Source organism: Coleofasciculus sp. A1-SPW-01 (assembly GCF_040217205.1).
Classification (GTDB): Bacteria; Cyanobacteriota; Cyanobacteriia; order Cyanobacteriales; family Coleofasciculaceae; genus Coleofasciculus; species Coleofasciculus chthonoplastes_A.
Genome location: NZ_JAVJNP010000194.1, coordinates 1 through 13,154 on the forward strand (window position 1 = coordinate 1; position 13,154 = coordinate 13,154).

Genomic DNA, 13,154 nt, shown 5'->3' on the forward strand with positions numbered 1-13,154 from the left:
CAAGGGGGAAAAACCGTACAGAATTCGGTTCGGTCAAACTAACTTCTAAAAGCCGAAACGCCCTATTTTTCGTTCTCACTCTTCCTTGTCTACGGTCGCTGAGCGAAGTCGAAGTGATGGTCTACCTGTCTTCCAAGTCTAGCCTAAACCCCCATCTTAAAAAACCTACCCTTGTGAGATCCTCCCCCCTGCCACAAAAGCGAAGCATCCTTTCTCTTCCCCCCTCGTAGGGGGATAGCGGGAAATACAAATTTTTGCAGAAATATATCTCAATCTATCTCAACAAACCATAAAATGATTTATAACATTTATGAATTGTCTGGTTCAACTAATTCTGATTAATGCTATTAAAATAGATAGAGATATGTATATTGGCTGTAAAAGTGAAAAAGTGCCATGAAAAACAGTACCTTTACATTTATTGTCTTTGTTCTTTTGGCGTCTTGTTTAATCATCGCGCCGAACGTTAAATCAAGTAATACCCATTCGGTTGACTGGGGGTATAGTGGCGATGAATCACCGGAAAAGTGGGGAGATTTAAGTCCGGAATTTGAAACGTGTAAACTCGGCAAAACTCAGTCTCCTATTGACCTGAACGATATGTCAGCCTCTAGCGCTGACTCTCTGGAATTTACCTATAAAAATACACCCTATAAAGTCATTAATAATGGTCATGCCATTGAAGTTGCCTACAAAGCTGGGAGTTCTATCAAAATTGAGGGTAAGCGGTATGAACTTCTCCAGTTTCATTTCCATGCTCCCAGCGAACACACGATTAAGGGCGGAGACTATCCCATGGAAGCCCATCTGGTTCACAAAAGTCAGGATGGACAATTGGCGGTCATTGGGGTTTTCCTGAAAGAAGGTCAATATAATCCATTTATTGAAACATTATGGGCGAATATACCAACCCAGAAAGGAGAGCGAATCGTTCGAGGTGTGACGGTTAATGCCAGTGCTTTACCGCCAAAAGATAAGTCTTTTTATCATTACACAGGCTCATTAACTACCCCACCTTGTACCGAAGGGGTGAATTGGTATGTTTTGAAACAGCCCATTGAGATATCATCCCAGCAGCTAGCTAAGTTTCAGTCGGTTTATAGCGGTAATGCTCGACCTGTCCAACCTCTGAATAAACGAGTTATAAAAACCAAAGAGATGTAGAGACGTTGCATGCAACGTCTCTACATCCCCATATTCCTCATTTCCATCTGTTACCTGTTCCCCAATCTTAGACGGATACAGGAGTTTTCAGAAGAGTAACAAAGTTCGATAGAATTTGTAAGCCTGCGGTGGACGACTTTTCAGGATGGAACTGAACCGCCATCATATTATCCCGCGCGATCGCAGCCGTGATCTGTTGTGATCCATGGGTTACTGTAGCGGCGCGAATCGCCGGATCAACGGGTTCAACGTAGTAGGAATGGACAAAATAAACTTGCGGGTTCTCCGATAACTGCATCCACAAGGGACAATCGGGTTGAGTGAACTCCAAGTGGTTCCACCCCATGTGCGGAATACGGATATCCGGTTCTGGCTGAAATCGCCGCACTTTTCCAGGGATAATCCCTAATCCGGGTTCTTTTCCTTCTTCTGAACCCTCAAACAGAATTTGTAACCCCAAACAGATACCCAGGAACGGTTTACCACTGGCAATTACCCGTTTAATTGGTTCCTCAAGTCCGCGCGATCGCAAATGCTGTACAGCCGGATCAAAGGAACCCACTCCCGGTAGTACCACCGCATCCGCCTGTTCAATCTCAGCCGCGACATCCGTTATCTTGGTTGTTGCACCTGCATTCTCTAACCCTTTACAAGCCGAGTGCAAGTTACCCATATCGTAATCAACCACCGCAATGATTGGCATGAACCGATTCCTCGTTATTTTTGTGGTTAAATCTTTATTTTAATGAGTTCGGTGCTAATCGATAATGTCAACAACTATCCTTTTGACATCCTTTCAAACCTGGTTACCTCATCAGAAATCCAATGCGTCCGATGATTTACTCCTCAAACTCCAAGCTGAGAATGACTCCTTCCCGGATCAAACCATATCGTTAACCTTCCTGAGACAGCTACCCGTGGACGTATTTCCCGCCAGCGATTTAGCGATCGCGAAAATTGAACACCTGCAACCGGATGTGGTGATCTGTTGCGGTATGGCGGAATCCCGTTCCCGATTAACTGTAGAAGCTGGAGCAACGCCTCGATACCTTGTTGCTCAAGTGTATTGGTTCATTTATTATCTACTTCTTCAACCAATTTTAAGCCTGAAAGGGTTGTCCTATTGTCTTCCCGCTTTCTTTGGCAATGAGACATCTTTCGAGACTCAATTGCTCAAAACTGCTGTAGACTTAGAGAAATTAGTCGAGGGATTAACTGAAACTGAGATTAGTCATGACGCGGGGAAATTTGTCTGTGAAGGACTCTATTATCAGCTATTACGATATTTTCAGGATTATTCCCCAACAACGGGCTGTATCTTTGTCCACGTTCCCGTACTAACCCCCGAAAATCTAGCCACAATTTTGACTGACTTTCGCCTAATTATTTCCCGAATCGCCCTTTGGTCAAACCTTCAGCACCAAAGCCGAAGACGAGACGCAACGACTGCGGCTTAGAGACAAAGGCAATATTGATTCCTTCTGCTTTAATGGAGTTTTTTTAGGTTGGGTTTCGACTTCGCTCAACCCAACCGACTAACCCCTGCACAGCGCAGCGGAAATACTTGAACAGCTTTGTAGATAGGACGCAATGTAGAGACGCGCCATGGCGTGTCTGGGAAGCTGGGGAAGATGTTAGCTGTTCAGTCATTTCTATTTGCACTAGACGAAAAAGCAGATACCCTAACAGGAATGTCGATCCAAGGTATTCTTGCCTAAAATGGGAAAAATAAGTTTCCTACAGGAATGGCACCATGGTGGAACCGGGGACAGCGTTGAGTAGTGTCGGTACTTTAATCGTTAAAAACTTAGAACTCAAGCAGATTTGGTTGAAACTACAGCAGGAAAAGCTGGAAGAGTACGTTAGTGATTTTTTCAAAGACTGCATCCCAGAGGGGGTAGTGTTAGCCTCACCGAATGTCCTCAAAAACGCCTTACTTGAAGTCTTAGCTAAATTCTTGACAATAATCGAAGATGAACTATTTGAATGTGACTTAAGCGGCGCAGAAATCCGCGACACCTATCAAGTCGCAATTGAGCAGTTTATCCGAGATGACGACGTGAAACCGCTATTGGGAAAAGCCTTTGAGAAAAATTGTCGCGTCATCGACGCCAATCAATTAAGAAGCATTTGGGTACAGCGCTATTCGCCCGATATGCCAACTGGGTTTAACTGGGATGGGATTGCCAAGCAATATGTTAAAGATGTGAGACGCATTGTTAGGAATTCGCCAGAGTTAGAGGAACTGTTAGAATTAGAGATTCAGGAATCCATAGAAGAAAAGGTTCGAGAAATTGCCGGAGTTTCTCCCGATTTTAATTTAACCAAATATCAAGAAGGCTTACGGGAACGCTACAGCAACTTAAACCTATCCAGTTTAGACACAACAGGCTGCGCCTATAATGAACTGAAACTCTGGCAAGTCTTCATTCCGCAAAATGTGCGACAAGTTCATCAGATAGTCCCCCAAGTCTATGAACTCCCCAAGGAACATCAACGGCGACTGCGAGAGAGTAATCAACTTGATACAGAGATATCCATCGAAGAGTTAACCGACTATAAACAGGTTTATTCTCAACAGCCGATTTGTTCTAAGCTGTCATGCATTTAAATTGGGTATTAGTAGCGAGCAAGATGCTCGCACTACAAGGCTTTCGCCGTTATTGATATTAAGGTTTAAATGCCGAACAGCTTATCAGAGAAATTATTCAAGATAACGATAACTATAGCAATCCTATTTAGGTTGTGGCAATTTTTCAAAATGAAACCCTTGCTATACATGGGTTTCGAGCATTTCGCTTGTTGCATCCTATTTAGGATTGCTATATCCCTATCTGGTGATTCTGGGTGATCCGGGTTCAGGTAAGTCTACCTTGTTGCAATATTTGGCATTAGCTTGGGCAAATTCTGCACCCAATGACGCCAGTTTACAGCCGATTCCGCTGCTGATTGAATTACGCACCTATATGCGGAATCGCGATGTGGGACAATGTAAGAATTTCCTGGAATTTTTCCATGATAGCAGTGGGATTGTCTGTCATCTGAATCAGCATCAATTGGTGGAACAGTTAAAAGCCGGAAATGCTTTAGTCATGTTTGATGGCTTGGATGAAGTATTTGATCCGGGGAAACGAGAGGATGTAATTACTGATATTCATCGCTTCACCAATGACTATCCTGATGTGCGGGTAATTGTCACCTCTCGCGTGATTGGCTATAAACCGCAGCGGTTACGAGATGCCCAGTTTTATCACTTCATGTTGCAAGATTTAGAGGTGGATCAGATTCAGGAGTTTATTAGCCGTTGGCATGATTTAACCTTTACCGATAAAGCAGACAAACAGCGGAAGCGAGAACGACTGCAACGGGCAATTGATACCTCAAAAGCGATTCGCGAACTGGCTGGAAATCCCTTATTGCTAACCATGATGGCAATATTAAATCGCAATCAGGAATTACCCAGAGATAGACCGGAATTATACAACCAAGCCTCGCGGGTATTGCTGCATCAATGGGATGTAGAACGGGCGTTAATAGAACATCAGCAGTTAGAGATTCAAACGATTGATTATAAAGATAAACAGGCGATGTTGCGTCGGGTAGCTGATCAGATGCAAGCAGCAGAGAAAGGGTTGGCAGGTAATCTGATTGCAGCGGATGAGTTAGAGGGAATTTTGACGGATTATCTGAAAACTCTCGATATTAATAATCCCAGGGCGGTGGCTAGGGTGATGATTAAGCAACTGCGGGAACGGAATTTTGTCTTATGTTTCATGGGGGCGGATTATTATGCCTTTGTACATCGGACATTTTTGGAATATTTCTGCGCCTGGGAGTATGTTTGGCAGTTTGAGAAGGAACGAACGATTTCTCTGGAGGAGTTGAAAACCGAGGTTTTTGGCAAGCATTGGCAGGATGAGTTTTGGCATGAAGTGTTACGGCTGATTGTGGGGATGATTGAACCAAAGTTAGCTGGGGAGATTATAGATTATTTGAGGAATCAGTCGGGGGAAGCGGAACAGTTTATTAATGTGTTTCTAGCGGCGGATTGCCTGTCTGAGGTGAGGAATCGTTCGGTAATTGCATCGACAGCGACTCAATTACTGAACCAGATTAAGGGGTTAATTCAGGATGACTTACCTTACTATTACGAACCTGATGAAGAGGAATCCAAGTTAGTTCGGGAAATTCGCACCCAAGCGGTTGCGGCAATTGCGACAACCTGGCATGATTCTCCAGATACCTTACCTATCCTCAAACAAAAAGCCCAATCTGATGACGATGGGAATGTGCGACGTGCAGCGGTGCAAGAATTAGCCAAAGGCTGGAAAGATGACCCAGATACCTTACCTTGGCTCAAACAAAAAGCTCAATCTGATGACCATTGGAATGTGCGAGGTGCAGCGGTGCAAGAAATAGCCAGAGGCTGGAAAGATGACCCAGATACCTTACCTTGGCTCAAACAAAAAGCCCAATCTGATGACAATTGGGTTGTGCGAGGTGCAGCAGTGCAAGAAATAGCCAGAGGCTGGAAAGATGACCCAGATACCTTACCTATTCTCAAACAAAAAGCCCAATCTGATGACAATTGGGCTGTGCGACGTGCAGCGGTGCAAGAAATAGCAAAAGGCTGGAAAGATGACCCAGATACCTTACCTATTCTCAAACAAAAAGCCCAATCTGATGACGATGGGGATGTGCGACGTGCAGCGGTGCAAGAATTAGCCAAAGGCTGGAAAGATGACCCAGATACCTTACCTTGGCTCAAACAAAAAGCTCAATCTGATGACGATGGGAATGTGCGACGTGCAGCGGTGCAAGAAATAGCAAAAGGCTGGAAAGATGACCCAGATACCTTACCTTGGCTCAAACAAAAAGCTCAATCTGATGACGATGGGGATGTGCGACGTGCAGCGGTGCAAGAATTAGCCAAAGGCTGGAAAGATGACCCAGATACCTTACCTTGGCTCAAAGAAAAAGCTCAATCTGATGACAATTGGGCTGTGCGACGTGCAGCAGTGCGAGAAATAGCCAAAGGCTGGAAAGATGACCCAGATACCTTACCTTGGCTCAAACAAAAAGCTCAATCTGATGACGATGGGGATGTGCGACGTGCAGCGGTGGAAGAAATAGCCAAAGGCTGGAAAGATGACCCAGATACCTTACCTTGGCTCAAACAAAAAGCCCAATCTGATGACGATGGGAATGTGCGACGTGCAGCGGTGGAAGAATTAGCCAAAGGCTGGAAAGATGACCCAGATACCTTACCTATCCTCAAACAAAAAGCCCAATCTGATGACGATGGGAATGTGCGACGTGCAGCGGTGGAAGAATTAGCCAAAGGCTGGAAAGATGACCCAGATACTTTACCTATGCTCAAACAAAAAGCCCAATCTGATGACGATTGGATTGTGCGAAGTGCAGCGGTGGAAGCATTAGCCAAAGGCTGGAAAGATGACCCAGACACCTTGCCTTGGCTCAAACAAACAGCCCAATCTGATGACGATTCTGATGTGCGACGTGCAGCGGTACAAGAATTAGCCAAAGGTTGGAAAGATGAGCCATGGCTATTTGAATTATTACGCGATCGCGCTCTCAATGATCCCTTTGTGCGAGAGAAAGATTGGCAAGATAATCCTCGGCAATTAGCACTTGAAATCATTATCAAACAATATCCCGATAATCCCCATACTCTACCCTTGCTGCGCGACAGAGCCGAAAATGATTCTGATAAAAAAGTTAGGGATTTTGCTCAGAATAAATTGGCATAATTAGAAAATTAAAAGATTTAGATGTGCTATGATATTAGCCATAAATTATATTTACATAATCCAATCTAAACAACGTTAGGGTTAAGTGAAATGGCACTGACTTTAGAGTTTGTAGTCAGCGCTTTAGCGCTTCTGGTACTAAAGTGCCTACTACGAACTTAAATCAGCGACATTCGTGTTAAATGTGTAGGGGCGGGTTTCACAACTATCTTTTTGGTTGCACCCAGATGTGACTAAACCCGCCCCGACTCAGATGTTTAGACTTCCCATGAAAACCAAGGGCGACCCGATCAAATTGAATAGATACAGTTGTCAATTTATGCAAGCGGGTCGCCCCTACAGGAGAATCTTATTAGAGAGGCAAATTTTGATACAATTTAATCAATATCCCTCAACGACAACACAACAACTTATGACTAAGTAAATTCTACTTAGGTTTTAAGACTATGACACTCGCCAAAGAAGAAATTATTTATCCCTCTAGTGATGGTAAACCCATAGCAGACAGCACCCTTCAATATCAATGGATTACCAAAATCCAAGGCGGCTGTGATGCTTTATTTAAAGATGACCCGAATGTCTTTGTAGCCGGAGATTTACTTTGGTATCCAGTTGAAGGCAATAACACCATCTCCCAAGCGCCCGATGTTATGGTTGTGTTTGGCGTACCAAAAGGCGATCGCCGTTCCTACCTACAATGGCGCGAAAATAATATCCCGCCGCAGGTTGTCTTTGAAATCCGTTCCTATCACGACAGCCAGACCAAAATGGATAAAAAACTGGCATTTTATAACCGTTATGGTGTCGAAGAATATTACCTCTATGATCCAGACAATAAAAACTTGAGAGGGTGGCAAAGAATAGAGGGACTATTAGAAGTCATTGAACCCATGTCCGGCTGGGTCAGTCCTCGCTTAACGGTGCGGTTTGAATTAACAGAAACAGGGTTAGAATTATATCGACCAGATGGGCAACGGTTTTTGTCCTATTTGGAATTAGAACAACAGCGAGAACAAGAAGCGCAACGCGCTGAACGGTTAGCGGCAAAATTGCGGGAGTTGAATATTGATCCAGATAGTCTTTAAGGCAATTTAGAGGTTCGTAGTTGCGCTTTAGCGCTATAAACGTTCGCATCACTTACGACAAAAGTTATTGTGCGTTACGCTACCCTTTGAGAACGCTACGCGAACGCTAACTTCCAGCCCTCACCCCCAGCCCCTCTCCCAAGCTTGGGAGAGGGGAGTAAGAGGGGAGCAAGAGAGTCCGGTTCCCCTTCTCCCCTGGGTGGGAGAAGGGGTTAGGGGATGAGGGGGAAATGATAAAAACGTGCGGGTACACAACCCAAAACCGGGCGCACGTCGGTGCGCCCCTACGATAAAATAATGATTCAATTTCGCCGATATAACATCCCCGGTAACTGCGACACTAACCCCTCTAATTCCAACTGCAACAAAACACCGGAAACCTCCGCCACTGTCATCCCGGTTTCCTGAACAATTACATCCAAGGGTGTCGGTTCAATCCCTAAAACTTGAAACACCTTTGCCAACTCTGGCGCTAACTCTGGTGTCGCTTTAACCGATTCTGGCTCAAATAAAGATAACTGTTTCCCGCTATCCAATTCCGGTATTGCCCCCAACATATCTAATAAATGCCCTTCACTCAAAATCACACTTGCTCCCCGATTCAATAATCCCAAACATCCCACCGCATTGGGATTATCTAAGGAACCCGGTAACGCATACACATCCCGACAAAACTCATTGGCTTGATACGCCGTAATCAACGCCCCTGATTTCGTTGGCGCTTCCATGACTAAAACCGCCCGACTCAACCCGGCAATAATGCGATTGCGTTGGGGAAAGTGGGGACGATTGGGCTTGGTTCCAGCCGGATATTCACTTAATACTAATCCCCGGTCTAAAATCGTCTCGTACAAGAGTTTATTTCTAGGCGGATAAATCACATCAATTCCTGTGCCAAAAACCGCTACCGTTCTCCCCCCCGCCTCTAAACATCCCTTGTGGGCTTCGGTATCAATCCCGGCTGCCATTCCAGATACGATAGTAAAGCCCTTTTTTGCTAGCGCTGCACTAATTTTCCGTGTCCAACGCTTGCCATAATCCGTCGGTTCACGAGTTCCGACAATCGCAACCATGGGTTTCATCCCCTGATTTTCCTGCTGATCCACCTGTCCGCGATAGTACAATACGGGCGGCGGACTGGGAATTTCTAACAATAAGCGGGGATAATCCGGATCAGCAGGTGTCCAGAAATAGGGATTTTTGCTACAGTGTTGTTCCAGAAACTGTTGGGGATTGAGATGCGATCGCGTCTTCTCCACAGCCTGAACTAATTGCCGCCCAAACCCTTCCACTTGACCCAACTCCCTCGCTGGAGACGCCCAAGCCTCTGCTAATGTGTCAAAATGCTGCTGTAGGCGTCGCAGTAACACCGGTCCCACACGCGGGACTTGTGACCAAGCTAACCAATAAGCGCGATCGTCTGCCAACAGATTATCCTCCCTATCAGTGTTAAGAGTTGCCTCTCCCCACCACAATACTTATTCAACAGCCTCTAATTAGAACTCAATTAAGAATTAATTGCATTAACAGGTACAATAATCATCTGTCTACTCCAGTGCAGCATCGTAACCCTGAGTGAACCCCTGGCAATAGCAACGGGTCACTGATCAAGGGTCGCGGCTCACTGGGACTCAACCTAAATCACAAAAAGACTGGTTCACTAATGAAAATTACTAGACGTAGTATAATTGGACTCTGCTCTGGACTCGCCCTGTTAGTCGTTGCAAGCTGTTCAAGTCCCAACGAACCCGCCGATACAGCAAGTACAGATGGCGCGGCTGAAAACACAGCCGATGCAGGAGAAATTAACCTTTACTCCGCCCGTCATTATGACACCGATGATGCCCTCTACAACAACTTCACCGAAGAAACGGGGATCGAAGTGAACCTGATTGAAGGAGACGCCGATGAGTTGATTGAACGCATCAAGAGTGAAGGCGAAAACAGTCCAGCCGATGTATTAATTACCGTTGACGTGGGACGCCTGTGGCGGGCGCAAGAGGAAGGATTGTTGCAACCCGTTTCCTCAGAAACCTTAGAAGCAGCCGTTCCCGCCAATCTCCGTGATCCCCAAGGAGAATGGTTTGGGTTATCCAAACGGGCGCGAATCATTGTCTATAACAAAGAGAACGTTCAGCCAGAGGAACTCTCCACTTATGAAGCCTTAGCCGAACCCGAATGGAAAGGACGAGTGTGCATCCGCAGTTCCGAAAATATCTACAACCAATCCTTAGTCGCCTCTAAAATCGAAGGCAAAGGAGAACAAGAGACAGAAACCTGGGTCAAAGGCTTAGTCGATAACTTTGCCCGTCCTCCCGAAGGCAATGATACCGCGCAAATTAAAGCCGTAGCTGCTGGTCAATGTGATGTCGCGATCGTTAACCATTATTATGTAGCCCGTCTCAAAAAATCCGATGCGGCGGAAGATCAAGAGGTAGCGGAACAAGTGGGCGTGTTCTTTCCCAATCAAAGCGCCGATGGGACTCATGTCAACATCAGTGGTGGCGGTGTGGTTACCAATGCGCCGAACCAAGAGAATGCGGTCAAATTTTTAGAGTACCTGGTGACGCCAGAAGCCCAGGAAATCTTTGCCAATCAAGCCAATGAGTATCCTGTGGTGACGGATATGGAACCCAATCCTGTTGTGGCTGACTTTGGCGACTTTAAGGAATCAGAATTAGATGTCGTCAGTTATGGGGAAAAGAACCCAGAAGCGGTTAAGCTAATGGATCGGGCAGGTTGGAAATAATCCTAATCCTTTAATCCCAGTGGGGGAAGATGAGAAAGTTGTAAGTGTGTAGGGGCGGGTTTCACGATTATCGTTTTTTGCCCGCCCTGAAGTGACTAAACCCGCCCTCATCTTCTCTCAATGGGTGATTGTTCACTGGATTGATAAATATGAGCCGCTTTCAGCATATGATAGGTAATCAACAATTGAGTTAAGGCTAAGGGATAACTCTGGAGTGTTTCCCCTGTGGTTCCCGTAACCTTACCAATATTGGGATCACCTTCTAATGTGCAGTATTTACCCAAGTAAGGAATTTCACTACATAAAATCCGCTCTAATTCCCGTACCTGTTCCTCTGTCGCATGACCGTCAACTTCCAGGACATCCACAGGCTTACCCATATCTCGGTCTAATTCCAGACGAATGGCTGTACTTAGATGGGATTTGCTGGGACTCAGGAGTCGGGTAAAATCTGGATGAGGAATCGTCGGTCTGAGGACTAATCGCACATTCAGCATTAAATCCCTCTGTTCGTCAGATAATTCGTCAGGAGGATAGAAACTGATGACAATATCTGACCACTTACGCTGGGGGCGGATAAATTCCTCCGAATCCGGTTCCCGTTTTCTCAACTGTTCGAGTACCTGTTCATCCGTATACCCTCGCTTGCGCGTATCCCGCTTAACTTTCCACTCACTCCGCAGCGATTCTGGGGGTGCTAAAAATGCCTTGACATCAAAGCACTCACGCGCCAAACGAGTGGAATACCCGAGTAATCCTTCAACAATCACAAATCGTCGGGGTTGAATGTACTCCGGTGGTTCAAAGGTACCCGTGTTGTGGTTGTAAATGGGTTTGAGAATCGATTGTCCCGTTCGCAGCAAACCCAGATGCTGCTGCATGATATCTAGATAGTTACAGTCAGGATGGAGGGCTGAAATCGCTTTTTGCGCCCGTTGCTGGCGATCATAGCGGTGGTAATCATCGGTACAGAGGATGGTGACTTCATCTTCGCCCAAGATTTGAGCAATTCCTCGTGTTAGCGTTGTTTTACCAGCAGCGCTATCACCGACAATACCGAGGATAATAGGGCGATGAGTCATAGGTCTTCGATGATTATAAAATTAGGGAACTCCTGATTCGTATAATTCTAGGTGGGAAGGGGATATTTGTCATCCAGCCATCTGACTAGCGATATCATCCGTCTTTGCCGCCATGATAAAGTCGTTTTTGTGTAAGCTGGAGATGGCGTGAGTCCACCAGGTTACAGTGACTTTACCATACTCGGTTAAAATAGCGGGGTGATGTCCTTGTTCCTCGGCAATTTCACCCACACGGTTGGTAAAGGCGATCGCTGTTTTGAAATCGGGAAATTCATAAGACCGTTCTAAGTGGGCTTCCCCTTCTGGCTGAATTAGGTTCCAGTCGGGAATTTCCGGTTTCAGTTTGGCGATCTCCTCTTGGCTAACGGGGGATGAATTCTTGGTGCAAGCTTCGCATTTTTGTTGGTTTAATTGAGCCATCGTGATTATCCTGGTAACTGCAATCACTTTCACATACCGCTTCTAAAAACCTAGACAAACCTACCCATAAGTAATTCTGTCTTGGTATAAGTCCACGGTGTAACTTTTGGTCGATAACCCAACTTGTCAGAGCATCTATCTGAGGAGGAATGCCGCGCTTCGTGCCGACTACGAACCTAGCTTAGGAAAAATTTAGAAAGGGGGGGGTGACACCCCTAATACCAAAAATGATATAGTGTGATAGATAGATGCACCCTGATAATTGGGAGAGTCCTTTGAGTGGCTCTCTTTTTTATTGGTTATTGGTCGTCAGGAACCCCACAGCTATAGGTTCCGGGGACACCGAATTGCCCACACCTGACAGTACCCGATCATGGGAGCGATCGCTATCGCGAGGGAGTTGTACATCTTTTGAGTTTAAAATTTTAGGCAGGACTATACAAAAAGCTATTAATATGCAAACTCTGGGAAAGGCAGCGCTCTGGGTGTTATCCGTCTTGTTTATCCTGATCGGGTTACTGTTTTTTACGACAAACGTTTCTGCTGCATTAATGGCACTCCTGATAGGTGTTGTCTTGCTCCCTCCGATGGTTGGATTCATTGATCACCCAGCGTTCAAAATAGTTCGTTGGGGAATTGCAGGAATGGCTTTTGGCTTGTTTGTCACTTTCATGCGATCGCTCTCCCCCAACACCCCAGTTATATACAAGCGGTGGAATTACTGTCCTTCCAGCATTTTATAATAAACTACCCAGACCTGCTAAGAGCTGAGGTCTGGGTTTTTAGTAGCCCGCTCAGTCATCGAACAAGCTAAGACTTCGGCGTGAGCGCTCAGTCGAACGCTGAACATACTTAATAGTTCGGCTTAGCTTGCACGATAACC

The 13,154-nt window shown here is 45.6% G+C and carries 11 protein-coding genes; 7 read left to right on the forward strand and 4 right to left on the reverse strand.

All coding sequences use genetic code 11. The features are described from left to right. Positions 1-396: 396 nt before the first annotated feature. Positions 397-1,164 (forward strand): carbonic anhydrase, encoded by a 768-nt coding sequence (locus tag RH949_RS28005; RefSeq protein WP_446357773.1) that lies wholly within the window; start codon positions 397-399, stop codon positions 1,162-1,164. A 67-nt stretch (positions 1,165-1,231) separates the two neighbouring features. On the opposite strand, the gene hisH is transcribed toward RH949_RS28005, so the two are convergent. After that, positions 1,232-1,867, reverse strand: a complete 636-nt coding sequence (gene hisH, locus RH949_RS28010) for an imidazole glycerol phosphate synthase subunit HisH (RefSeq protein WP_446357775.1) — start codon at positions 1,865-1,867, stop codon at positions 1,232-1,234. Between the two features lie 64 nt (positions 1,868-1,931). Here hisH and RH949_RS28015 point away from each other — a divergent pair, with 64 nt between their 5' ends. From RH949_RS28015 to RH949_RS28030, 4 genes are all read left to right on the forward strand, one after another. Further along, positions 1,932-2,621, forward strand: a complete 690-nt coding sequence (locus tag RH949_RS28015; RefSeq protein WP_044210039.1) for a hypothetical protein — start codon at positions 1,932-1,934, stop codon at positions 2,619-2,621. Between the two features lie 296 nt (positions 2,622-2,917). Continuing rightward, positions 2,918-3,775 (forward strand): hypothetical protein, encoded by an 858-nt coding sequence (locus tag RH949_RS28020; RefSeq protein WP_446357777.1) that lies wholly within the window; start codon positions 2,918-2,920, stop codon positions 3,773-3,775. Between the two features lie 208 nt (positions 3,776-3,983). Beyond that, the gene (locus tag RH949_RS28025; protein WP_446357779.1) at positions 3,984-6,935 is read left to right on the forward strand and encodes a HEAT repeat domain-containing protein; all 2,952 of its coding nucleotides are present in this window, start codon (positions 3,984-3,986) and stop codon (positions 6,933-6,935) included. 446 nt (positions 6,936-7,381) lie between these two features. Further along, positions 7,382-8,020, forward strand: a complete 639-nt coding sequence (locus RH949_RS28030) for a Uma2 family endonuclease (RefSeq protein ID WP_446357781.1) — start codon at positions 7,382-7,384, stop codon at positions 8,018-8,020. Between the two features lie 302 nt (positions 8,021-8,322). Here RH949_RS28030 and dprA read toward each other — a convergent pair whose 3' ends face one another. Continuing rightward, positions 8,323-9,447, reverse strand: coding sequence for a DNA-processing protein DprA (dprA, locus tag RH949_RS28035; RefSeq protein ID WP_446357783.1), 1,125 nt, complete (start codon positions 9,445-9,447; stop codon positions 8,323-8,325). Positions 9,448-9,683: 236 nt separating this feature from the next. Between dprA and RH949_RS28040 the strand changes: the two genes are divergently transcribed. After that, positions 9,684-10,769 (forward strand): Fe(3+) ABC transporter substrate-binding protein, encoded by a 1,086-nt coding sequence (locus RH949_RS28040; RefSeq protein ID WP_446357784.1) that lies wholly within the window; start codon positions 9,684-9,686, stop codon positions 10,767-10,769. A 107-nt stretch (positions 10,770-10,876) separates the two neighbouring features. On the opposite strand, the gene RH949_RS28045 is transcribed toward RH949_RS28040, so the two are convergent. Both RH949_RS28045 and RH949_RS28050 read right to left on the reverse strand, forming a co-directional pair. Next, on the reverse strand, positions 10,877-11,851 hold the full coding sequence (locus tag RH949_RS28045; RefSeq protein ID WP_446357786.1) for a phosphoribulokinase: 975 nt from the start codon (positions 11,849-11,851) through the stop codon (positions 10,877-10,879). A gap of 69 nt (positions 11,852-11,920) precedes the next feature. Then, positions 11,921-12,271 carry a 4a-hydroxytetrahydrobiopterin dehydratase gene (locus tag RH949_RS28050; RefSeq protein WP_446357787.1) on the reverse strand — a complete coding sequence of 117 codons (351 nt, stop codon included), beginning with the start codon at positions 12,269-12,271 and terminating at the stop codon, positions 11,921-11,923. Positions 12,272-12,726: 455 nt separating this feature from the next. Here RH949_RS28050 and RH949_RS28055 point away from each other — a divergent pair, with 455 nt between their 5' ends. After that, on the forward strand, positions 12,727-13,014 hold the full coding sequence (locus RH949_RS28055; protein WP_157453353.1) for a hypothetical protein: 288 nt from the start codon (positions 12,727-12,729) through the stop codon (positions 13,012-13,014). Positions 13,015-13,154: the final 140 nt, after the last annotated feature.